This window comes from Pectobacterium araliae (assembly GCF_037076465.1).
In the GTDB taxonomy this organism is placed as follows: domain Bacteria; phylum Pseudomonadota; class Gammaproteobacteria; order Enterobacterales; family Enterobacteriaceae; genus Pectobacterium; species Pectobacterium araliae.
Map to the genome: position 1 here is coordinate 3,681,708 of NZ_AP028908.1, position 22,610 is coordinate 3,704,317.

18 protein-coding genes and 1 pseudogene are annotated in these 22,610 nt (G+C 55.9%); 11 read left to right on the forward strand and 8 right to left on the reverse strand.

The window, feature by feature from the left end; all coding sequences use genetic code 11:
* The first annotated feature begins 6 nt into the window (after positions 1-6).
* Together csy3 and cas6f are read left to right on the forward strand one after the other, a co-directional pair.
* Positions 7-1,020, forward strand: a complete 1,014-nt coding sequence (gene csy3, locus AACH44_RS16685) for a type I-F CRISPR-associated protein Csy3 (protein WP_261847023.1) — start codon at positions 7-9, stop codon at positions 1,018-1,020.
* Positions 1,021-1,029: 9 nt separating this feature from the next.
* On the forward strand, positions 1,030-1,584 hold the full coding sequence (gene cas6f, locus AACH44_RS16690) for a type I-F CRISPR-associated endoribonuclease Cas6/Csy4 (protein ID WP_261847024.1): 555 nt from the start codon (positions 1,030-1,032) through the stop codon (positions 1,582-1,584).
* A 437-nt stretch (positions 1,585-2,021) separates the two neighbouring features.
* Here cas6f and AACH44_RS16695 read toward each other — a convergent pair whose 3' ends face one another.
* Complete coding sequence (locus tag AACH44_RS16695; RefSeq protein WP_039530888.1) at positions 2,022-2,441, reverse strand: secondary thiamine-phosphate synthase enzyme YjbQ; 420 nt, start codon at positions 2,439-2,441, stop codon at positions 2,022-2,024.
* A gap of 15 nt (positions 2,442-2,456) precedes the next feature.
* A complete protein-coding gene (gene uvrA / locus AACH44_RS16700; RefSeq protein WP_261847025.1) occupies positions 2,457-5,291 on the reverse strand; it encodes an excinuclease ABC subunit UvrA in 2,835 nt (944 codons plus the stop codon).
* Positions 5,292-5,540: 249 nt separating this feature from the next.
* On the opposite strand from uvrA, the gene ssb1 reads away from it, so the two are divergent.
* Entirely contained in the window at positions 5,541-6,086 is a 546-nt protein-coding gene (gene ssb1 / locus AACH44_RS16705) for a single-stranded DNA-binding protein SSB1 (protein WP_010295128.1), read from the forward strand.
* Between the two features lie 284 nt (positions 6,087-6,370).
* Positions 6,371-6,583: pseudogene (locus AACH44_RS16710) on the forward strand (ISAs1 family transposase); the annotation flags it as partial.
* 62 nt (positions 6,584-6,645) lie between these two features.
* On the opposite strand, the gene AACH44_RS16715 reads toward AACH44_RS16710, so the two are convergent.
* Genes AACH44_RS16715 through AACH44_RS16740 form a run of 6 tightly spaced genes read right to left on the reverse strand, consistent with a single transcriptional unit; the run spans position 6,646 to position 14,430 of the window.
* A complete protein-coding gene (locus AACH44_RS16715) occupies positions 6,646-7,683 on the reverse strand; it encodes a LacI family DNA-binding transcriptional regulator (RefSeq protein WP_261847026.1) in 1,038 nt (345 codons plus the stop codon).
* Entirely contained in the window at positions 7,683-8,735 is a 1,053-nt protein-coding gene (locus tag AACH44_RS16720; protein WP_261847027.1) for a carbohydrate ABC transporter permease, read from the reverse strand. The genes AACH44_RS16715 and AACH44_RS16720 overlap by 1 nt, the downstream gene beginning before the upstream one ends.
* An 8-nt stretch (positions 8,736-8,743) precedes the next feature.
* A complete protein-coding gene (locus AACH44_RS16725) occupies positions 8,744-9,742 on the reverse strand; it encodes a carbohydrate ABC transporter permease (RefSeq protein ID WP_261847028.1) in 999 nt (332 codons plus the stop codon).
* Between the two features lie 23 nt (positions 9,743-9,765).
* The gene (locus tag AACH44_RS16730) at positions 9,766-10,857 is read right to left on the reverse strand and encodes a sn-glycerol-3-phosphate ABC transporter ATP-binding protein UgpC (protein ID WP_338659335.1); all 1,092 of its coding nucleotides are present in this window, start codon (positions 10,855-10,857) and stop codon (positions 9,766-9,768) included.
* A gap of 2 nt (positions 10,858-10,859) precedes the next feature.
* Positions 10,860-11,966: a glycoside hydrolase family 88/105 protein gene (locus tag AACH44_RS16735; RefSeq protein ID WP_261847030.1), complete on the reverse strand. Its 1,107-nt coding sequence runs from the start codon at positions 11,964-11,966 to the stop codon at positions 10,860-10,862.
* A 1-nt stretch (position 11,967) separates the two neighbouring features.
* Positions 11,968-14,430 (reverse strand): hypothetical protein, encoded by a 2,463-nt coding sequence (locus tag AACH44_RS16740; protein ID WP_261847031.1) that lies wholly within the window; start codon positions 14,428-14,430, stop codon positions 11,968-11,970.
* 443 nt (positions 14,431-14,873) lie between these two features.
* Between AACH44_RS16740 and AACH44_RS16745 the strand changes: the two genes are divergently transcribed.
* From AACH44_RS16745 to AACH44_RS16775, 7 genes are all read left to right on the forward strand, one after another.
* On the forward strand, positions 14,874-16,181 hold the full coding sequence (locus AACH44_RS16745) for an ABC transporter substrate-binding protein (RefSeq protein ID WP_261847032.1): 1,308 nt from the start codon (positions 14,874-14,876) through the stop codon (positions 16,179-16,181).
* Positions 16,178-16,729 carry a glucosamine kinase gene (locus AACH44_RS16750; RefSeq protein ID WP_261847033.1) on the forward strand — a complete coding sequence of 184 codons (552 nt, stop codon included), beginning with the start codon at positions 16,178-16,180 and terminating at the stop codon, positions 16,727-16,729. The genes AACH44_RS16745 and AACH44_RS16750 overlap by 4 nt, the downstream gene beginning before the upstream one ends.
* Positions 16,726-17,640 (forward strand): BadF/BadG/BcrA/BcrD ATPase family protein, encoded by a 915-nt coding sequence (locus AACH44_RS16755; protein ID WP_261847034.1) that lies wholly within the window; start codon positions 16,726-16,728, stop codon positions 17,638-17,640. Before AACH44_RS16750 ends, AACH44_RS16755 begins: the two co-directional genes overlap by 4 nt.
* Positions 17,641-17,665: 25 nt before the next feature.
* Entirely contained in the window at positions 17,666-19,489 is a 1,824-nt protein-coding gene (locus AACH44_RS16760; protein ID WP_261847035.1) for a metallophosphoesterase family protein, read from the forward strand.
* Positions 19,490-20,034: 545 nt separating this feature from the next.
* Positions 20,035-20,745 carry a metal ABC transporter ATP-binding protein gene (locus AACH44_RS16765; protein ID WP_261847113.1) on the forward strand — a complete coding sequence of 237 codons (711 nt, stop codon included), beginning with the start codon at positions 20,035-20,037 and terminating at the stop codon, positions 20,743-20,745.
* The gene (locus AACH44_RS16770; protein ID WP_261847036.1) at positions 20,742-21,596 is read left to right on the forward strand and encodes a metal ABC transporter permease; all 855 of its coding nucleotides are present in this window, start codon (positions 20,742-20,744) and stop codon (positions 21,594-21,596) included. The genes AACH44_RS16765 and AACH44_RS16770 overlap by 4 nt, the downstream gene beginning before the upstream one ends.
* Positions 21,597-21,636: 40 nt before the next feature.
* Entirely contained in the window at positions 21,637-22,515 is an 879-nt protein-coding gene (locus AACH44_RS16775; RefSeq protein WP_261847037.1) for a metal ABC transporter substrate-binding protein, read from the forward strand.
* The last annotated feature ends 95 nt before the right edge of the window (positions 22,516-22,610 follow it).

The window sequence follows — 22,610 nt, forward strand, 5'->3', positions numbered from 1 at the left end:
AACATCATGGCAAAAGCAGCAACGACGTTAAAGACCGCATCAGTACTGGCTTTTGAACGTAAATTGGCGAATTCAGACGCGATAATGTACGCAGGCAGTTGGATACAGCAGGAAAACTGGACGCCGATTGCTATTCAGGAGAAATCGGTGCGCGGGACGATCTCCAACCGCCTGAAAAATGCCCTCACCAGCGACCCAGCCAAGCTGGATGCAGAAATTCAAAAAGCCAACCTGCAAAAAGTGGACGTCGCCGCCCTTCCCTTCGGTTCCGATACCCTGAAAGTCGTGTTTACTCTGCGGGTGCTGGGTAACCTCGCGCAGCCCTCAGTCTGTAACGATCAGGATTATCAAACCGCGCTGGGTAACATCATCACCGGATACGCTCAGGATCAAGGTTTTGGCACACTGGCGGCACGTTATGCGGAGAACATCGCAAACGGTCGTTTTCTGTGGCGCAACCGCGTCGGCGCAGAAGCCATTCGTGTGGTCGTTACCAAGAAAGGTGAACAGCGTTGGGAATTTAATGGCGAAGACTATTCGCTGCGCCAATTCAGTCAGCCAACGGGTGACCTTGCCGCACTGGCACAGGCGATTGAGCAAGGGCTGGCGGGTGACACCTCGGCACTTTTTACCGTGGAAGCCTATGTGCAGCTCGGCAACGGGCAGGAAGTCTTCCCTTCTCAGGAACTGGTGCTCGATGAAAAAGCGCGTAACGGCAAGAGCAAGATTCTCTATCAGGTGAATGACGTCGCCGCCATTCACTCGCAGAAAATCGGTAACGCGCTGCGCACCGTTGATGACTGGTATCCCGCCGCCGATGAAGCAGGCCCGATTGCCGTCGAGCCTTACGGTTCCGTGACAAGCCGCGGTAAAGCCTACCGCCAGCCCAAAGATAAAATGGATTTTTACACGCTGCTGGATAACTGGGTGATTAAAGGCGATGTTCCTGCACCGGAGCAGCAGCACTATGTGATCGCCACGCTGGTTCGCGGCGGTGTGTTTGGTGAAAAAGGCGAATAAGGTGGCGGTATGGATCACTACATTGATATTCGCGTCCAGCCCGATCCCGAGTTCACTGCATCACAGCTCTTGAACGCGCTATTTGCCAAACTTCACCGGGCGCTCGGGCAAGTAGCAGATGGCCAGATTGGGATCAGCTTTCCCGACGTGGGTAAAACGCTAGGAGAATGCCTGCGGCTGCACGGCACAACAGAGGCACTCTCTACGCTGGAACAAACGGCCTGGTTGAAAGGATTGCGGGATTACACGCAGGTTTCTGCGTGTACAGCCGTACCTGACGGCGTGAAATTTCGTACCGTGCGTCGCGTTCAGCTCAAGAGCAGCGCAGAACGGCTACGCCGACGCTCGGTCAGCAAAGGCTGGTTAACGGAAGCGGAAGCCGCAGCCCGGATTCCCGACGCGGTGGAAAAACGTAGCGCACTGCCGTTTGTGCAAATCAAAAGCTTGTCCAACGGGCAGATGTTTTTCGTGTTTGTGGAACATGGCCCGCTACAGGACACTCCCGTTGCAGGACGCTTCTCCTCCTACGGGTTAAGCGCACAAGCCACCGTTCCCTGGTTCTGACCCTTTTTTAGCGGCCAACTGCAAGCTATTGATTTTTAATTGCCGTTGGTCGCCCTAATAAAAAAGGGTTTTTCGCCCAAAAAGTCATATTCTCTTTAACAATCTGGTGGTTAGTGTAAAAATTTAACAGGTTCACTGCCGCATAGGCAGCTTAGAAAAAAATACTGGAAAGGGCTGATCAGTGTGATTCGTTCACTGCCGCATAGGCAGCTTAGAAACTCGCTCTGCAACTGAAGACGCAGGCTGGGAAGTTCACTGCCGCATAGGCAGCTTAGAAAAGCAATTTTGAGGAATGCGCAAAGATGGATGAGTTCACTGCCGCATAGGCAGCTTAGAAAGGCGCACGCCTGAATGAAGCGCTGGCGCTGACGTTCACTGCCGTACAGGCAGTTCGGTACTTATCAGGATGCGTCGCTGACGCGACGCACATCGTGGAGCTATTCCCCGTTGAGCGTAACGACCAGCGAGCGGCTGCCGCCGTGGTTGCGGTGTTCGCACAGGTAGATGCCCTGCCAGGTGCCGATGTTCAGGCGTCCGTTAGTGATGGGGATCGTCAGGCTGTTGCCGAGCAAGCTGCCTTTCAGGTGCGCGGGCATGTCGTCGCTACCTTCATACGTATGGCGGTAGTACGGTTCATCCTCCGGCACTAAGCGATTAAAGAAGCTCTCGAAATCCTGCCGCACCGTAGGGTCGGCATTCTCGTTAATCGTTAGCGCCGCCGAGGTGTGCTTGATGAACACCTGCATCAGCCCGACGTTTATCTGGCGCAGCGCAGTGACCTGCGCCAGTATCTCGTCAGTCACCAGATGGAAGCCCCTGCTTTTCGGCTTCAGGCGGATTTCATATTGCGTCCACATCGGCGTCCCCTGCTATCAGGCTTCACGCGCCAGAATAGGTCGCAGGAAGCGCGCAGTGTGGGACTGTTCGCACTCTGCCACCGTTTCCGGCGTGCCGGAAACCAGAATTTCCCCGCCGCCGCTGCCGCCTTCCGGCCCTAAGTCGACAATCCAGTCTGCCGTTTTAATCACGTCCAGATTGTGCTCAATCACCACGATGGTATTGCCCTGATCGCGCAACTGATGCAGAACGGTCAGAAGCTGTTCAATATCGGCAAAGTGCAGGCCGGTCGTGGGTTCGTCGAGAATATACAGCGTCTGTCCGGTTCCACGTTTTGACAGTTCACGTGCCAATTTCACACGCTGTGCTTCCCCACCGGACAACGTGGTTGCCGATTGCCCAAGGCGAATGTAAGACAGGCCGACGTCGATCAGCGTTTGCAGTTTCCGCGCCAGCGCCGGAATGGCATCAAAGAATTCACGCGCTTCTTCGATGGTCATATCCAGCACTTCGTGAATACCTTTGCCTTTGTATTTAATTTCCAGCGTTTCGCGGTTATAGCGTTTGCCTTTGCACTGGTCACACGGCACATAGACATCCGGCAGGAAGTGCATTTCGACCTTGATCACGCCGTCGCCCTGACAGGCTTCACAGCGCCCGCCGCGCACGTTAAAACTGAAACGGCCAGGATTGTAGCCACGGGTACGGGCTTCCGGCACGCCAGCAAACAGTTCACGAATCGGCGTGAAAATACCGGTATAAGTTGCGGGGTTAGAGCGCGGCGTACGACCGATTGGACTTTGATCGATATCGATCACCTTGTCGAAATGCTCCAGTCCCTGAATTTCACGATAGGCGGCAGGCTCCGCCAGCGTTGCACCGTTCAACTGGCGCTGCGCCAGAGGGAACAAGGTATCGTTGATAAGGGTAGATTTGCCCGATCCCGATACTCCAGTGATGCAGGTAAACAGCCCAACTGGCAGCGTGAGCGTGACGTCTTTTAGGTTATTGCCCTTCGCGCCAATCAGCTTCAGCACTTTGGTCGGATCCGCAGGCACGCGCTGTTTCGGGATTTCAATCTTGCGTTTACCGCTGAGGAACTGCCCCGTCAGCGAATCCGGCACCGCCATGATCTCTTCCATCGTGCCTTCTGCGACAATCTGGCCGCCGTGCACGCCCGCACCGGGGCCGATATCAATCACATGGTCAGCGGCGCGAATCGCGTCTTCATCATGCTCTACCACAATAACGGTATTACCTAGATTGCGCAGGTGAACCAGCGTCTCCAGCAGGCGCTCGTTGTCTCGCTGGTGCAGGCCAATGGACGGCTCATCCAGTACGTACATTACGCCAACCAGCCCAGCGCCGATCTGGCTTGCCAGACGAATACGCTGCGCCTCACCGCCTGACAGCGTTTCTGCCGAGCGGGAGAGCGACAAATAGTTCAGACCGACATTCACCAGAAACTTCAGCCGATCGCCAATCTCTTTCAGCACTTTCTCGGCGATTTGAGCACGTTGCCCACTCAGTTTCATATTCTGGAAAAACGTCATCGCATGGCCGATGCTCATATCGGAAATCTGCGGCAGTGTCGTCTGCTCGACAAACACGTTACGCGCTTCTTCACGCAGACGCGTTCCGCCACAGCTGGCGCAGGAACGGTTGCTGATGAATTTCGCCAGCTCTTCGCGCACCGCCGTGGATTCCGTCTCTTTATAGCGGCGCTCCATGTTGTGCAGCACGCCTTCGAACGGATGGCGACGTATCGAGGTATCGCCGCGATCGTTGATATATTTGAATTCGACGTTCTCTTTACCGGAGCCGTACAGAATCACTTTCTGAACCGCGGCGCTCAGGCTTTCAAACGGGGCATCGACGTCAAATTTGTAGTGCTCCGCCAGTGAGCGCAGCATTTGAAAATAGTAGAAGTTGCGGCGATCCCAGCCGCGAATTGCGCCGCCTGCCAGCGACAGCTCGGCATTTTGCACCACGCGGGACGGATCGAAGAACTGCTGTACACCCAGACCATCACAGCTTGGGCACGCGCCCGCCGGGTTATTGAACGAGAACATACGCGGTTCCAGCTCGTGCATGCTGTAGCCACACACCGGACAGGCAAAGTTCGCCGAGAACAACAGTTCAGGCTGCGTCGGGTCGTCCATATCCGCGACCACCACGCTACCACCAGACAGATCCAGCGCGGTTTCGAATGACTCCGCCAGCCGCTGCGCCAAATCGTCGCGCACTTTAAACCGGTCAACGACGACTTCAATGGTGTGCTTTTTCTGTAATTCCAGCTTCGGCGGATCGGACAGATCGCACACTTCACCGTCGATACGGGCGCGGATATAGCCCTGTGACGCCAGGTTTTCCAGCGTCTTGCTGTGTTCGCCTTTGCGATCTTTCACAATCGGTGCCAGCAGCATCAGGCGTTTGCCTTCCGGCTGTGCCAGCACGTTGTCCACCATCTGGCTGACCGTTTGCGCATCCAGCGGCACATCGTGCTCCGGGCAACGCGGCTCACCCACGCGAGCAAATAGCAGGCGCAGGTAATCATGAATTTCGGTAATCGTCCCGACCGTAGAACGCGGGTTGTGCGAGGTGGATTTCTGTTCGATAGAGATGGCGGGCGACAGCCCTTCGATATGATCGACGTCCGGTTTTTCCATCAGCGACAGGAACTGACGGGCGTAGGCGGAGAGGGATTCCACATAGCGCCGCTGCCCTTCGGCATACAGCGTGTCAAACGCCAGCGATGACTTACCCGAACCAGACAGACCGGTGATTACGATCAGCTTGTCACGAGGGATTATCAGGTTGATATTCTTGAGATTATGGGTACGAGCACCACGAACTTCGATCTTATCCATTCACACACTTCCCGGAATAAAAACGGTTTGTCATCGCCTCTCGAACAGAGAGAACCGGTACGAAACGAGCAATTATGGCACAAAAAAAGCTGAATGAATATCCAGTATTAAACCCGTTTACTTTGCAAACGCTGCAAATATTACTTTCATTTCTGAAGCCATTTCGCAGGTATGACAGAGAGTTTTCCCATGTTAAGATTGATCGTTTAGACTTAAAATAAATCTATCGATTCATCAGGAGATACGAGCATGGCCAGCAGAGGCGTTAATAAAGTGATTCTTGTCGGGAATCTGGGTCAAGACCCGGAAGTCCGCTATATGCCGAATGGTGGTGCAGTTGCCAACATCACGCTGGCTACGTCGGAAAGCTGGCGTGACAAGCAAACCGGTGAGCAGAAAGAGAAGACCGAATGGCACCGTGTGGTGCTGTTCGGCAAGCTGGCAGAAGTGGCGGGCGAATACCTGCGCAAAGGCTCTCAGGTTTACATCGAAGGCGCACTGCAAACCCGTAAATGGGCCGATCAGGCTGGTGTAGAGCGTTACACCACCGAAGTGGTTGTTAACGTTGGCGGCACCATGCAGATGCTAGGTGGACGCCAGGGCGGCGGCGCACCAGCAGGCGGTGGCAATGCAGGTGGCGGACAGCAACAAGGCGGTTGGGGACAACCTCAGCAGCCGCAGGGTGGCAACCAGTTCAGCGGCGGCGCGCAATCTCAACAGCGCCCTGCACAGAACAGCGCTCCAGCGCAAAGCAACGAACCACCAATGGATTTCGACGACGATATTCCGTTTTAGGATTTACCTGAGAGTTATTTGTAAAGAATACATACACAGACCCCTGTTAATTCAGGGGTTTTGTTATTTCTAATGTCTTAAAAAAAGTGTCAATTGACAATCTTTAGCGTATCGCGCACCTTGCAATTGTATAAAGTTTATTGATTGTGGGCGCATGGAGAAGCTCTACGGAGTTACAAAATTTGTCATGGGTAGTGGCGAGCGCTACTGCATGGTAGTTGACCGTCCTTCTGGCCTCCCCGTGTATTACCCCACTCTTTTTTTAACACCCCAAATCCGCAATAGAAGATCGAGCCTCGACTATCCACATGGTCAACGCCTTTGCCAGCGCAAACGGAGTAGTTCTTGGTCAGGTAAAGACCCATGACAAGTACAATTAAATCAACATGATAACAAAATTACTGGCGCTACTGGATATCCGTGGGTGCCTAGTGTCTATCAGTGCAATCGACTGTCAGACCGCCATCGCGGCACAGATTGTCGAGCTGGGCGGTGACGCGTGTTGGCAGTTACCGCGTCACGGCGCTTGAGCGGCTGTTGTCGCTGAAATAACGCCCCTCTACCCTACCCGCCGCACCGATTCCCTAACCACCACCTGCCCAGCCAGTTCAGTACGCTGGGCAATGCCGAGCGCCTGCGCGGGCGTCATTTGCTGTGCCAGCAGTTGTAGCGCGGCGCGGGCGATGGTCTCAAACGGCAGATGCACCGTGGTGAGTGAAACCGGCAGCATGTCGAACGGCAGAATGTCGTCCATGCCCATGACGGAAATGTCCTCCGGCACGCGTAGCCCGTGCTGATACAGCGCGTCGATCACGCCGATAGCCTGATTGTCCGCCGCACAGAAAATCGCGGTAACGCCCAATCTGTCGGGGTTAGCCGTCAGCCAGCGCAGCAGCGCATCGCGTGCCGTGCGCGGGTGGAAATCCGGCAGCGACAGAATCAGATCCTCATCCACCGCAATGCCCGCCTGCGCGAGCGCATCCCGATAGCCACGCTCGCGCTGTTTGATCGTCATACGCGACGTCCAGGTCAAGTGCAGAATCCGCGTGTGCCCTTGTTCAATCAGATAACGCACTGCCGCGGCGGCGGCATAGTGGTTCGCAGGCGTGACGCTACTCAGACGCATGGAGGGATCTTCCCCGTTGATCAGCACCGCCGGAATACCGCTTTCCGCTACGGCGTTCAGCAGCGTCGGGTGATCGTCATTCACGATCAGAATGCCGCTCTCTTTTCCGCCCTGAAGCTCACGCAACAGCTGCTGTTCGTTAATGGTGTCGTGCTCCCCCAGAAACGGACGTAGCTGGATGTTACGTTGCAAACACAGCGTTTTCAGGGCGTTAATCAGCGTCAGCGACACCAGATTGTACTCACTTTCCAGCATCAGGTTGCGCGGCGTCGCCAGCAGGATGTGGCGCAGCGGTTCCGTCTGCACGACGGTCGCTTTGCCCACTTTATGCAGCGGATAGCCTTGCTCGGTGGCAATCGCCATGATGTGCTGCCTGACTTTGGCGCTGATCGGTGCCGTCCCGTTCAGCGCGCGGGAAACCGTGCTGATGGAAACCCCCGCGCGGTCGGCAATATCCTTGAGTGTCGCCATTATTTCATCCCCGTGTTGGCAATCCCCGTCGTGATGTATTTTTGCAAGAAGACGAACACCGCCGTCACCGGCAGAAGCGAGAGCATCGTCATCGCCAGTATATAGTGCCATTGCACCGAGAACTGCCCCTGAAACGCATTCAGGCCGATTTGCAGCGTAAAATTGTCCTGACTGGAGAGGACGATCAGCGGCCAGAGGAAGTCGTTCCAACGCCAGATCACCGAGAAGATCGCCAGCACCGCCAGCGCGGGTGCGGTCAGCGGCAGGATGATCTTCCAGTAAATACGGAATTCGCTGGCCGCATCGATCCGCGCCGCTTCGATCAGCTCATCGGGGATCGTCAGCATGTATTGCCGCAGCAGGAACACGCCCGTCGGCGTCGCCACCGTGGGAATAATCACGCCCCACAGGTTATCGCCCATGTTCAGGCCAATCACCACCAGAAACGTCGGCACCATCACCACCGACAGCGGAATCATCATCGTAGAGAGAAACAACGTCAGCACCGTGCCGCGCCCGCGAAACTCGTATTTCGATAGCGCAAACGCTGCCATCGAACTGAGCAACAGGGTCAGCAGCGTCGCCATCACCGTCACGAATACCGTGTTTTTCAGGTAGGTGGCAAAGTGGAACTTCGTTATCGGCGTCGTGTAGTTCTCCGTCTCCAGATGCAAGGCCTTCATCGGCACCAGATCTTTGGTCGATACGCGCACCACTTCACTCGGCGCATCCGGGTTCACCAGTTGTGCGATCAGGCCAATGCGCCGCACCAGCGCCATCGTTCTCGCTTCACCGTCTTCCTGCTTAACCTGCCACAGCTCCAGCGGCTTCGGGTACTCTGGCAGCGTGACGGTATCCGCCGCCTGCGGCAGAAAACTCGGCGGAAAGCGATTGATCTCCGCAGGCGTTTTGAACGACGACATCGCCGCCCACATCACCGGAATCATCACCAGCAGCGTACCCACCACCAGCCAGACCCAGCTCATGATATCCGTAATATGGATGCGCCCCGGATGACGGGTACGGGTGAGAAATGCGATTATTTTCATCATGGCTCCCGTTATTTTTTCCCTTCCAGCCGACGCGTCAGCAGGAACTGCAATGCCGTCAGAATCATCAGCACCACGCCCATCAGCACCGACGCTGCCGAGGCCAGCCCGTAAAGCGAGGCATTCGACGAGAAGGCGGTCTGGTAGATGTACTGCACGATAAAGCTGTTAGCCGTGCCGGGACCGCCGCCATTAGTCAGCACCCAGGCTTCATCGAAGATCTGCACGCTGTTGATGGTCAGCAGAATCACCACCACCAGAATGTTTGGCGCCAGCAGCGGTAGCGTCAGACGATAAAAACCACGCCAGCGCGAGGTGCCGTCCACCGCCGCCGCCTCGTAAATATCACGCGGGATCGCCTGCAATCCGGCCAGTAGGATCAGGGTATAAAATCCGACATGAAACCAGACGGAGACAAACACCACCCAAAAGCGCGAAAACGTCGGATCGAGCAGGAAGGTAATCGGCTGCCCGCCCAGCGACGACAGCACCAGATTCAGCAAGCCGTTGCGGTTCAGGAACCACTGCCAGATCAGGCCAACGACCACCGGCGACAGCAGTACCGGATAGAAGAACATGGCGCGGAAAAAGCCACGGGCGAGAATCTTGCGATTGAGTATTAGTGCCGTCACCAGCGCCACCAGCAGCGTGCAGAGCACGTTGAAAAAGGTGAACGACACGGTGTTGTAGACGCCAGTCCAGAACAGATCCTGCTCACAGGTGGATGGCTCGGCGTAGTTGCCGCAGCTCAGCAGTGTGGAAAAGTTATCCACGCCAACGTAGGGGCGCTCCCACAGCAGAATATTGGTGCCGCCGGTAAAGGCATAGCACACCGCCAGCAGAATCGGAATAAAGACAAAAACGGCGAACAGCAGCATATTCGGCGCGATAAAAAACCACGGCATCACTTTGCGGCCACCGAGTTTTTGTAGCAGATTCACCGCTTTTTCCACTGGCGTCACCAGCTTATCGATCAGCGATCCTGCGGGTAGTAAGGCAATCTTTTTCATGTCGTCCTCTCCCGTCGCGATAATTAATGCTCGGTACAGCGCGGCAATGTGTCATCCGTTTCGCCATCGAACAGATGGCAATACGTTGGCGGGAAGCGCACAAACACCGATTCACCGGTGGCGAACTCGCGGTGTTGCGCCAGATGGACGATCATCTCGTCGTCAATGCCGCCCATCCGCCCGTAGATAAAGGTCTCATGCCCCATCATCTCGCAGCGATCGACACACAGTGCCATCCCCTCACCGTCCTCCACCAGCTCACAGTGTGAAGGGCGAATGCCGAGCGTGACGTTCTGCCCGCCGGTGCCGATAAACGGCAGCACCAGACGATTGCCGGACGGGCACTGCACCTCGACACCGTCGGCGCAGGTGGCGACGATCTGCGCTGGGAACATATTCATGCGCGGTGAGCCGATGAAACCCGCAACAAATTTGTTTTTCGGCCGATTGAACAGTTCCAGCGGCGTGCCAACCTGCTCGATGCGACCCGCATTCAGTACCACAATGCGCTGCGCCATCGTCATCGCTTCCACCTGATCGTGAGTCACGTAGATCATGGTGGTGCGCAGCTTCTGGTGCAGGCGGGACAACTCGCCGCGCGTCTGCACGCGCAGCTTGGCATCCAGATTAGAGAGCGGTTCGTCAAACAGGAACAGGTCGGGTTCACGCACGATGGCGCGCCCAATCGCCACGCGCTGCTGCTGCCCACCCGACAGCGCACGCGGCCGACGATCCAGATAAGGTTCCAGCCCCAGCATACGAGCGGCTTCATCAATACGACGGATGATTTCGTCTTTCGGAAAGTGCAGGTTCTCCAGCCCGAACGCGAGATTCTTGCGCACCGAGAGGTGCGGATAGAGCGCGTAAGACTGGAACACCATCGCAATCTTGCGCTCCGCTGGCGTGAGATCGTTCACTTTACGGTTGTCGATCCACAGTTCGCCGTTGCTGATCTCTTCCAGCCCGGCAATCATGCGCAGTAACGTGGATTTTCCACAGCCCGACGGGCCGACAAAAACCATGAACTCACCGTCATTAATCGTTAAGTCCACGCCTTTGATGATGCTTACCGCACCATAGTTTTTGTGGACGTTTTTTAGTTCCAGACTCGCCATTGTCAGCCCTCGCAAACAGAATCTAACTGTGCCAATAACATCAGCATGACCAGCGCCTGCCCGTAAGGCACGGCAACATTAGGAATATCGCGATAGAACTGTAAGTCGTGTCCCATCGCCGTGCCGTCCGAGACACCTTGCACCACGCCCTGCGCGTCAATCTGCGCCACCACGGCGGCATAACCTTTTTCCAGCACCTCCTGCGGGAAATCGCGCAACATGCCCAGCCGCCGCGCCGTCAGAATCCCGGCGATAAATCCGGCGCTGGCAGAGGTTTCCAGCGGTGAATCCGGGTCATCCAGCAGCGTGTGCCACAGGCCGGAATCGTGCTGGCAGCGCGCCAGCGTTGTGGTTTGCTGTTCCAGAATCGCGTCCAGCGTGCGCAATACCGGTGCGGACAGCTGATCCTCCGCCAGCACCCGCATTTCCGGCAGCACCAGCGTAATCCAGGCATTGCCGCGTCCCCAAAAAGCATTGGCATAGTGATGGCGACCAACGAACGTCCAGCCGTGATACCACAGCCCGCTGCGCACATCGGCCAGATAGCGCGCATGGGTGAGCAGCTGATATTCCGCTTCTTCAATCAGATCGCGACGGGAAAGCAATTTCCCCGCAACCACCAGAAACAGCCCCGCCATAAACAGTGTGTCGTCCCACAGTTGTCCGGTGTTTGGCCGCTCTTTCACCGTGTGCTGGAAGCCACCGTCCTCAGTTTTCGGCAGCGCATGCAGTAGCCAATCCGCCCAGTCGCTCACCGTTTCACGCCACTGCGCGGGCGCATCTGGCTTGTCCTGACACAGCAGCGCCAGCACCAGCATCGGTGCCGTCGAGTTGATCTGGCGCGGTGGCAGCCCGGCATCCAGCTTTTGCTGATACCAGTTCGCCAGCGTCATCAGCATGGTGTTGTCCTGCGTCAGATGCGCCAGTTTCCAAAAGCCGTACAGCCCGACGCCGACTTCCCAATCCCACTCTTCAAATTGAATCGTCAGCCCGGCATCCGGCACATCGTCCTGCGCTACGCTGTCGATCGCCTTCAGGCGACAAAATGCCCGCGCCACCTGCGCCAGCAGCGCTGCGGTTTGTTGTCGGTTAAGTGAACCTGTCTGCATGTCATGGGTTTCCTGTGTTGAACTGCGGGACGACCGGGACATCGTCGGGGAAAAGGAAAGGCTGTTGCGCCACGCTGAACCCTGCCTTGTGGCTAAAGGCCAGTTCGCCGTAGTCGGGATCGTCGATACGTACGCCGTCGCTATCTTGCACCAGCGAACGCTCTCGGAAGCGGTCAGCAAACGCGGCAAATCCCTCTGTGCCATCGCCGCTGTCCACGGCAACGAACCAGACGTTCTGCTCGTCATACGCCCGCAGTTCGCCTTCCGCCTGCTGGCCTGCGGTCGTAAACGGCTGTAATCCGGCGGGATTATGAAACGCCGCATAGCCGTTGCCGCCGCGCACAAAGCACCAGACGTCTTCAACGATGACCTCATCCAGTGCGGTTTGCGGCAGATAGAGGTGCGTCCACGGGCGGGTATCCTGTCGCAGATCGAACACCATCAGCGCGCGATTACGATGTTGCATCAGGTGCGGCAAACGCCCGTTTCCCGCCCAGTAAGACGGACGGTGTACGCCGTCGGGGCGATCTTCACCGGGGTGGTTCACCCACAGGCGGGCGGCATAGTGTGTTCCCAGCCGCACATCCAGCAGATGCTGCTGGTGCCCATGCTCGCCGGGGTGATGATCGAAAACGGAAGAAAAGGCGACGTCGCGCTGCTTCCAGGCGATGATGCGGGCGCTGCGGTTCAGCCCTTGTACCCAGCGCGCTTCGGCACCGTGTGGTAGTGACCAGTGTGCGATCCGATCTATCGTTTCCGGCGGTTGATAGTCGCTCAGACACAGCAGCGGCAGCGCGGCACAGTGCGGAATCAACCAGCCCTCGCCCCACATCAGCGCACACAGGCCAGACAGCTCGGTCAACATGCCGGAACGCAGCTCTTTATCGTAGGCGCGCCCCATCGTGCCAACCGCGACGCCGTTCTGATGCACCCACGCCGTCATCAGCATGATGCGGTCAATCACCACGCGGGCTTTCTCACGCAGATCGGCGTCCTGCGCCAGCTCGTACAGCGCGACTAGCCCAATCAGGTCGATGGGGTAATAGGCTGCCGAATTCCACTCCACCAACCCGTGTTCCAGAATGGAATCAAACCAGCGCGTCAGGCGTTCGTGGGCAATGGCTTTCTGTTCCAAACCGCGACGGCCGCTGCATAGGAAGGTGTCATCAGGGAAGTTTTGCCCAGCCAGATACTGCGCGACGTGGAAGCACAGGCAGTGGTTTTCGCTCCAGAACCACATAGTGTCGTTGCCCGGCTCATCAATCCAGTAGCGGAAACCGAGAATCGCGCTGCGCACGCGCCGCCAGTCCTGTGGCGGTAACTGCTGCCCCTGATAGCGCTGCCACAGCCAAATCAGCGGCACCAGTTGGAAATCCGCACAGTCTTCGCGACGACTGATCTTTTGCAGCGCGCTGTTGAGAATCGGCGCTGCGGCATCGTTGCCCTCACCGGTTTCGACAATCGCCAACAGCCGTCCGAGGCGCTCAAAACCATGCTGTGCGATATGGCGCAGTAGCGCTTCACGCCGCGCTGCCAATGTCGGCAGCGCAGGCATCGTTTGCGATGGCAAGCGCCCAAAGCTGAGAGTGCGCGTCAGCGTAATACCGTTGCAGGTCGCGGCACACACCAGATCGTAATAACCCACCAAGACATCGGGTAAATCCACCTGCCAGCCTAGGTTACCCGCAGGCAGTGTGTGTCGCTGCTGCCATTCGGGGACAGATTCGTTGACGTTGCCAATCAATCGGTGCGCCATCGTTAGCGCTTCTGGCAACGGCTGCGAGCTGTTCAATACCAACACAGGCGGTTGGATCAGGTTGTTCTCCAGCGTCAGTCCGTTCACCCAGCCATCCAGTGCGGTCAGTTGTTCGCTGAGCGCCGCGTCTTCATCAAGCTGCCAGAAGAGCGTGTCTTCCCCCTGATAGCACAGGCTGAACAGATAGTCGGTATCACGCTCACACAGATCTTCGCTGTGCACCACCAGCGTGTTCGCCCCCGCTTGCAGCGGCAGCGAGATCGCACAGGTTTGCTCGGTGTTGCGGGTAAACGGCGTAAAGCGAGTAACTTGCTCGCCGTTCAGCCACAGCGTGACGCCGCCGCAGGTGCTGAGCGTAAACGGTGCCGTCTGCGCGCGGTCACTGTGGATCGCGCAGCGAGCAAAGCGCTGAACGTGAACCGGACACGGCCAGAAATCGCTGAAATTCACACTGCGGCTTTCATCGCCGCCGCTCCACATCAGCGGGAAATGAAGATCTTCGGGTAACGTCACTTCGCGCTTTGCCTCTTCCTGCAAAAAACGCACACGGCAGGGTAAAACACCGACATCGACAAAACCGTTGATAAAGCGGTAATTCACCTTATCCGGCAGCGTATCCGGCTCGGCGAAATAACGTTTTTCCGCCAGTTCGGTCATCAGAAACCGATTAATGACGCCGTTCTTCTTTAATTTCCAACCGATATTCATACGGAATCCTGTTTACGGTTTTGACAAATAAAATAACGAAAACATATGACTGAACTTATTTGCACTTTCACTGTGCACACGCTGCCAATATTTAGGGCGTCGAAATATTTCCTGCACCGTAACATCGCAATCAGAATGCAAATTTGCATTAAATTATTGTTTGCATTCATTTGTTGACATTTCGCATTAATAAATAAGATTCTCATATTTATATATGTGATTAATATCACAAAAATACTTTATTTAAACCAACATTTAAAATATCTTTAACCTGCTTCACATAAATCAGTCGTGCTTCTGTCCATGATTGCATAATAAAAATGACAAATTAATGCAAATTTGCATTAACCAGAACACAGAATAAATGTCAGGAATAAAATAAGCCTATTGCCAACAACCAGGGTATTTCATACATAAATCAAACCTATGATGTGGAGATGTTTATGATACGTCCCAACACCGCGTTATTTTTTTCCGCCCTTGCACTGGGGTTATTCAGCAACAGCGCGTTAGCCGCCAAAACGCAAATAACATTTTTATATAGTGACGACGATCCCGAATTAGTGCATTTCATGGAGCAGAAAGTTAAATCCTTCTCCCACAGTAATGAACGCATCGATGTGAATTTCGTCAGCACCGGCTATAACGCGCTGCAAACACAGCTGCCAATGCAGTTGGCGGCGGGCTTAGGCCCCGATATTGCTAAAACCACCCAGATGGGACTGCTCGGCTATACACTGGATTTGCGCCCCTACCTGAAAGACCCTGCCGCCTTTGAGAAACGCTACAGCGCGGGTATCGAAAAAATCATGCGCGTGAAAGGCGTGCATAAAGCGGATGCGCTGCCGGGTTTTGTCGCCTCTTGGACTGCTGACCTGCCGTTCATTAACGTGACGCTGTTTGAACAGGCAGGCGTTCCACTACCGCAGCCGGGCTACACGATTGATGATTTGATGAAAGCCTCGAAGCTGGTCGCGGAAAAAACCGGCGTGCATATCCCCTTCACCATCGACCGCAGCGGCTTCCGCTTCTCCGGCCCCGCCTACTCTTACGGCGCACGTTACGATAAAGACGGGCTGATCAACTTCCCAGATGCGGCAGCGCAGCAGTGGATTAAAGATCTGAAACGCTGGTCGGATGAAGGGGTGTTCCCACGCGAAATGTGGGGCGCTGCGGGCGGCGGTCAGTACAAGAGCATGGCGGACGATTTCGTGAACGGCAACATCGTGACCTATTTCTCCGGCAACTGGCTATTGAACCAATTCAGTAAGCAGATTGGCGACGGTTTTGACTGGAAAGTGCTGCCCGCGCCTTGCAAAGAGAAGTGTATTTCGATGGGCGGCGCGACCTTCATCATGCCGTTTACCACCACCAAACACCCGCAGGAAGTCGCCGAATTCATGGAGTGGCTAGGCAGCGAACCGCTGCAACGTGAGATCGCTGAACGCTTCAATATCATTGTCGGTGCCGATATTACCGATCTGCACTACCAGACCAAAGATAAGCACGTGATCGACGGTTTGAACACCGCGCGCGAAGAGATCAAAAAGATCCCGTCTTACGTTTTTGATTGGGAACGCATGGAAAGCCTGGGCGCGAACGAACTGTATCCCATCATCCTGACGCGCTTTACCCAATACCTGAACGATCAGGTGTCGTTTGATGAGTATCTGCGCCTGACCTCAAACGATGTGAAACGCCTCAACGAAACAATCGCGACCAATCAACAACAGCGGAAAAACGCACCGTGAAAGGGCAACTGAGGGAGATCGGCATTGATGGCGATCGCCCTTTTGATCGCACGCAGGAGAGTGTGTTGTGCGAACGGCGCTGGCCGGGACAAAGCCGCTATCTGCTGGTCACCGGCGGTTTTACCCGGCTGCTGCACTGGCATGACGGCCTCCTGACCTGCCGCGGCGGCGAGAGCTTTCCCATCGGCAACCCAGCCAGCCTGTCGCGGCTGGGGCTGTGGGCGGTACAAGAGATGCTTCAGGCGGTTGAAGGCATCACCCCGCTGACGCCACTCAGTGAAGCGCTGTTCCTACATTTCGATAAGCATATCGATAGGGTGATCGACTGGTCAAAGCAGGCGCAGGCCGCTGACTACACTACGCTTGGGCGTGTTGTGCTGGCGCACCCGCAGGATGCGCTGGCGGTGCAGCTACTGACCCGCTGCGCGGGTGAGCTAACCCAACTGCTCGCCCGCCTGCCAGAATCACAGCGCGACGCGGTTTTTCTCAGCGGCGATCTGGCAGCAGCCTGCCTTCCCTATCTGGATTCAGGAGCGAGCGCATCATGACAACATGGCTCTATGCTGGCGTGGATGGCGGAGGTACAGGCTGTCGGGCGCGGATTTATCAGGCAGACGGTACGCCGCTCGGACAAGGGCACGGCGGTCGTGCCAATCTGCTACTCGGCGTGAAGAACGTCCGTCAGTCGGTGGACGGCGCCATCACACAGGCATTGAAGCACAGCGGTTTTTCACCGAATGACGTATCCCGGCTGAAAGTCGGGCTGGCACTCGCCAGCGCGGAACATCGCGCTGCCTACGAGGCATTTCTGGCGTTGCCGCATCCATACGCCGCTCAGGTGCTCAATACCGATGCACTGGGTGCCTGTCTGGCCGTCAATCAAGGTGAGGATGCAGGCGTTGTGATTGCCGGAACGGGCTCCTGCGGGCTGGCGTGGCAAAACCAGACGATTACCGCCTACGGCGGCCATGAGTTCCCGATTTCCGATCAGGGCAGCGGCGCACGTCTTGGGCTGGCGGCACTGCAACATACCTATGATGTGCTGCAAGGCTGGTGCACACCGTCTGCGCTCAGTCAGCGTATTGACGATTTCTTTTCTGCCAGCGCAACACACATACAGGCAGCCAACACGCTCGACGCGCTACAGCGGTTTAGCCAGCAGGCGAAACCGGGCGACTATGCGCAGTTCGCCCGCCACGTATTTGACTGCGCTCAGCAGAAGGATACCGTTTCTCACGCGCTACTGGCGCAGACGGCCAGTGAAATTTGTCTGCTACTGGAAGCCGTGGCGCGCCACACGCCTCCCCGCCTATCACTCATGGGCAGCATCGGCTTACATATTCGCCCGTGGCTACCGTCCAAATGGCAATCCTACCTCGCCGCCCCAATGGGCGATGCACTCGACGGCGCACGATTGATTGCCTGTCATGATTATGCGTTATACAGCCATCCGTTATAAAAAATAAATAATGCCGGAGACATCAATGACATCACTCACTCGCAGAACCTTCGTCAAGCTCGGTGCAGGAAGCGCCATTACGCTAGCTGGGGGCTTTTTTCACGCTAACAGTGAATCAGCCGTACCCGCTGGGCCGCTACGCATTGCCATTATTTCGGATGTTCACGTCCACAATATCTATGGCAATTACGATTTCGACGGCCTGCCCGATGCGCAGACCGGAAAGAAGCTGACCATTCGCACCCTGAAAGATTCGGTAAATTCGACCCGCATCTTCAACGAACCCTACTTTGCGCTGCTGGCGGCGCTGGACGAACTAGCAAAACAGCAGGTGAAATACATCGTGCTGTCCGGCGATTATTCTGATGACGGCCAACAGCCTACCGTTGAAGGCATTGCCGCCATTCTGACGCAGTATGAGCAGCGTCACGGTATGCGCTTCTTCGCCACGCCGGGCAACCACGACGTTAATCGCCCACAGGGAGATGACTCCTCGGAGAGAATGCTCAATGCCGACGGCAGCAGCACCATGCTGAGCAGCAAATCCGACGTCAAACTCGGTGATGCAAAATCGTTGATTGTCACGGCCAAGATGCAGGCGCTCGGCTATGAGCGCGGCTTGCCGCTAATGAAGCCGTTTGGCTTCTTTAAACGCGACGATTTTTTGCACTGGGAAACGCCGTTTGGTGACAGCGATGAACTCAGTAAACGTCAGTACCTCGCTCGCTCGCCGGACGGCAGCAAACAGTGGAACATCGTAGACGCGTCCTATCTGGTGGAGCCGGAAGCCGGACTGTGGCTGCTTTCCATTGATGCCAACGTGTATCAGGTTAAAAACGGCTCGGAAAAACGTGAGGAGATCAAAGGCTACTCCACCAGCAGCGACACGGGCTGGAACGCCTTGTTGACGGAAAAGCCGTTCATGTTGCCGTGGGTGAAATCGGTAGTGCAACGGGCGAAAGCGCAGAACAAGAAGCTGCTGGTGTTCTCGCACTATCCACTGGTCGATTTCCTTGACGACACACTAGAAGATGAAAGGCAGCTCTTTGGCAGCAACAGCTTCATTAAACGGACACCACGCCCAGAGGTTGCTGAACAGGCGCTGGCGGCGGGTATCCGTCTGCACTTCAGCGGCCACCTGCACGTCAACGACACTGGCGTATATCGCGGCTCGCAAGGCACGCTGGTGAATGTCGCCGTGCCGTCGCTAGCCGCTTACCCGCCCGCTATGAAGCTGGCGACGCTGCACAGTGACCGAGTGGACATTGATACGCTGGTGCTGCGCAACGTGCCGCAGTTCAACCACCTGTTCCCGTTTTATCAGAAAGAGTTGGATCGCACCGGTGAGCCGCTGGGCGACATTCTGAAAAGCCACGATTATTACGATTTCCTGCACCATCATCTGGCGCTACTGGTACGCCAGCGTTTTCTGGTGAAAGACTGGCCGGAAGATTTATCGCCTCTCATCAATACCCTAAACTGCGCCGATCTGCTGTGGATTGCGCAGCAACAGGAACCGCTCGGCGCCAAAGCGCTACCCGATGCCGCCCAGCGAAAACCGAAGGCGATCACAGGCACAGAGGGGTTACAGGATATTTCGCTGCTCACGCTGGTGACCGACTGGTACTGCCTGCGCAACGGCAGCGATCTCGCCTGGCAGGATATTCCAACTGCACGGGTGAAGCAGTACCGCGCACTGCTGGCGGCCTACACGCCAACGGCCACGCTGCCGCCGGACAGCCTGCAATACCGCTTCGGCCTGATGCTGAAAATCCTCGCCGGTTATATTAATGACGAGCCTGCTACTCGCTTTGTGGTTGATATGCAGGGGAATTTTTTAACAGTATAAGATTTTCTCTTTCGGGGAGGCTTCGTGCGCCATTCGACTGAAAAAACTCAACCACCTCACACCGCTCACGAATCTTCTCCTCACGGCGTAAAAAATTATGCTGAGGTGAACATGAACGCCGAGTGAGCGGCATGGATGCCGCGAAAGCCAGTGCCGCGTCGGGAACGCGTCACTGGCGGCTCGAAAAGCGGGCATGGGCACCGAAGGTACCGCTTTAGCGGCATAATTTCCGCCAAAAGCCGGGGTTCATAGGGGGCTGGCGTTTGAGCCCCCTATGTCGGGCGCGTGCTACGACGTAGCATGAAGATAACAATGTTTGAAGCGCACGAAATATTCCCCCAAACCAAACCTAATCGACTTACATAATTTTTTACCGATTCCCTCTGTCGTCATCGCCAAAAAATGATATGTTATAATATAACAAATCAACTTTTATCGATGACAATGACAAGTTTTTATTCCCTCTCTGTGCCGAAGCGCGTGTTACTGGTTTCCCTGCTGTTGGTGCTGTTGTGGCTATTAGTCGGGTGGGCGGTGATGTTGCCATGATTACCCTACAGGAACTGGCTTTTGGCTACCGTGGCCAACCGCCATTAGGTACGCTCAGTGGGTGCTTTCATCAGGGTTCGCTGACGGCAATTATCGGCGCGAACGGTACGGGGAAGTCCACCCTGTTGAAAACGCTGGCAAACCTGCTGCCGCCGCTTTCTGGCACGTTTAGCCTTGGTAATGGCAGCCAAAAAAACGCTATCGGTTATTTACCCCAGCTCTCCGAATTCGATCGCCAGTTTCCTATTAACGTGCGCGATCTGGTGCTGATGGGTTCACTTCCCCACCGCGGATTGTTACGGAGTATTAACGCCAACTGGCACCGCAAAGCCATTGATGCGCTTGATGCTGTCTCAATGAGAGATTTCGCCGATCGGCATATTGGCGTCCTGTCCGGCGGGCAGCTACAGCGCGTGCTCTTCGCTCGGCTGCTGCTGACACAGGCTCCCATCATTCTGCTGGATGAGCCTTTTACTGGCGTCGATAGCCAGACCACGCAGACGCTGTTACAGATTATCGAGCAGCTTCACGCCGAAGGCAGAACCATTCTTACCGTGTTGCACGATATGGAACTGGTTGGGCAGCACTTTCCCACTATCTTGCAACTTACCCAGAACGGCCATCGTTGGGGAGATGCCCAACCCATATTACATAGCCTGCGCAAGTCCGACAGCGATACGCCAACGCTTAGGATCGTCACGTCATGATGCTACTTCATCTTATTACTTCTCCTTTTGCCGAATTCGGTTTTATGCGTCGTGCGCTGGTCGGCTGCCTGGTACTCACGCTGAGTGCCGCACCGCTGGGTTGTTTCCTGCTGTTGCGGCGCATGAGCCTAATTGGTGATGCGCTGTCACACGCGGTGTTACCTGGCGTCGCCATCGGCTACCTCATCTCGGGGATGTCGCTGCTGGCGATGGGCATTGGCGGCTTCATTGCTGGGCTGTCCGTCGCCATGCTGTCTGGCTTCGTCACCCGCCACACGGAATTGAAAGAGGACGCCAGCTTTGCCGGATTTTACCTCGGCTCGCTAGCGCTCGGCGTCACGCTGGTGTCACTACGCGGCTCCAGCGTCGATCTGCTACATGTGCTGTTCGGATCGATTCTGGCGGTGGATCGCGCCGCACTGATCGACATTGCGCTGATCGGATCGACCTCCTTGCTGGTGCTGGCCGCTCTCTATCGGGCGCTGGTGATTGAATCGTTTGACGTGACCTTCCTGCGCATCAGTTCAGGGCGATATCGGGCGTTGATCCACGGTCTGTTTCTGTCGCTGGTGGTGCTGAATCTGGTCGCAGGATTCCAATTGTTAGGCACGCTAATGACCGTCGGCATGATGATGCTGCCTGCCGCCAGCGCACGCTTCTGGACGCAGCGCCTGCCCGTCATGCTCGGCATTGCGGTGCTGCAAGGGATGCTCGCCAGCCTGATCGGGCTGCTGTGGTCTTACTATGCCGAGTTGCCCGCCGGGCCTGCCATCATCCTGACGATGACACTGTTCTTCTGTTTCTCGGTCTGCGTTGGTTACCACGGTGGGCTGTTACGCCTGCGTCGGTGACCGATGAATCTCGTTATCTGCAACTGTCTGTGAGGAAAAAATGAAACGTTCACTGTTAGCTATTGCGTTATCCGGCCTGCTGCTTAGCCCACTGGCGATGGCAAAGAACCTTGATGTTGTCGCCAGCTTTTCCGTACTGGGCGATATGGTCAGCCACATCGGTGGCGATCGCGTGACCGTAACCGATCTGGTGAAACCCAATGGCGATCCGCATGAGTTTGAACCGTCGCCAAAAGACAGCAAAACGCTGGCTAACGCCGATCTGGTTTTCGTTAACGGGCTGGGGCTGGAAGGGTGGATCGATCGACTGGTTACTGCCTCCGGCTACCGTGGTGAGGTCATCACGGCATCCAACGGCATTGAAACCCGCTCGATGGTGGAAGACGGCAAAACGGAAACCGATCCGCATGCCTGGAACAGCATGGGCAACGGCGTGATCTATGCACACAACATCGTCAATGCGCTGGCAAAAGCCGATCCTGCCAATGCCGATTACTATCGTCAGCAGGGTGAAACCTACATCAAACAGCTACAGGAGTTGGATCGCTACGCGAAGAAAACTTTTGCCGACATTCCGCCAGAAAAACGTAAAGTGCTGACCAGCCATGATGCGTTCGGCTACTTCAGCCAGGCCTACGGCGTGACGTTCCTGTCGCCAGTAGGCTACTCTACCGAGTCGGAAGCCAGCAGCAAGAAAGTGGCCTCGCTGATTAAGCAAATCAAGCAAGAGAAAGTGAAAAGCTACTTCATTGAAAACCAGACCGATGGCCGCCTGGTGAAGCAAATCGCTAATGCCAGCGGCGCGCAGCCCGGCGGTGAACTGTACCCGGAAGCGCTGACTGATTCATCCGGCCCCGCGTCAACTTACACCGCAGCGTTTAAGCACAACGTCGATACCCTTGCCACCAGCATGAAGTAAGCGGCATTCCGCCCAACACCCTGTGCCAGCAGAAATAAGTAAGGGTCGCGATTCACCATCGCGACCCTTAACCTTATACACATCGTCAGTACAAC

What these genes read in the sequence shown, in the direction of transcription:
- AACH44_RS16760 (WP_261847035.1), top strand. Translation starts at nt 17,666, where the DNA reads ATGACATCACTCACTCGCAGAACCTTCGTCAAGCTCGGTGCAGGAAGC.
- AACH44_RS16715 (WP_261847026.1), bottom strand. Translation starts at nt 7,683, where the DNA reads ATGGCGACACTCAAGGATATTGCCGACCGCGCGGGGGTTTCCATCAGC.
- AACH44_RS16755 (WP_261847034.1), top strand. Translation starts at nt 16,726, where the DNA reads ATGACAACATGGCTCTATGCTGGCGTGGATGGCGGAGGTACAGGCTGT.
- AACH44_RS16695 (WP_039530888.1), bottom strand. Translation starts at nt 2,441, where the DNA reads ATGTGGACGCAATATGAAATCCGCCTGAAGCCGAAAAGCAGGGGCTTC.
- ssb1 (WP_010295128.1), top strand. Translation starts at nt 5,541, where the DNA reads ATGGCCAGCAGAGGCGTTAATAAAGTGATTCTTGTCGGGAATCTGGGT.
- AACH44_RS16735 (WP_261847030.1), bottom strand. Translation starts at nt 11,966, where the DNA reads ATGCAGACAGGTTCACTTAACCGACAACAAACCGCAGCGCTGCTGGCG.
- uvrA (WP_261847025.1), bottom strand. Translation starts at nt 5,291, where the DNA reads ATGGATAAGATCGAAGTTCGTGGTGCTCGTACCCATAATCTCAAGAAT.
- AACH44_RS16720 (WP_261847027.1), bottom strand. Translation starts at nt 8,735, where the DNA reads ATGATGAAAATAATCGCATTTCTCACCCGTACCCGTCATCCGGGGCGC.
- AACH44_RS16740 (WP_261847031.1), bottom strand. Translation starts at nt 14,430, where the DNA reads ATGAATATCGGTTGGAAATTAAAGAAGAACGGCGTCATTAATCGGTTT.
- AACH44_RS16725 (WP_261847028.1), bottom strand. Translation starts at nt 9,742, where the DNA reads ATGAAAAAGATTGCCTTACTACCCGCAGGATCGCTGATCGATAAGCTG.
- AACH44_RS16775 (WP_261847037.1), top strand. Translation starts at nt 21,637, where the DNA reads ATGAAACGTTCACTGTTAGCTATTGCGTTATCCGGCCTGCTGCTTAGC.
- AACH44_RS16745 (WP_261847032.1), top strand. Translation starts at nt 14,874, where the DNA reads ATGATACGTCCCAACACCGCGTTATTTTTTTCCGCCCTTGCACTGGGG.
- AACH44_RS16730 (WP_338659335.1), bottom strand. Translation starts at nt 10,857, where the DNA reads ATGGCGAGTCTGGAACTAAAAAACGTCCACAAAAACTATGGTGCGGTA.
- csy3 (WP_261847023.1), top strand. Translation starts at nt 7, where the DNA reads ATGGCAAAAGCAGCAACGACGTTAAAGACCGCATCAGTACTGGCTTTT.
- AACH44_RS16770 (WP_261847036.1), top strand. Translation starts at nt 20,742, where the DNA reads ATGATGCTACTTCATCTTATTACTTCTCCTTTTGCCGAATTCGGTTTT.
- cas6f (WP_261847024.1), top strand. Translation starts at nt 1,030, where the DNA reads ATGGATCACTACATTGATATTCGCGTCCAGCCCGATCCCGAGTTCACT.
- AACH44_RS16765 (WP_261847113.1), top strand. Translation starts at nt 20,035, where the DNA reads ATGATTACCCTACAGGAACTGGCTTTTGGCTACCGTGGCCAACCGCCA.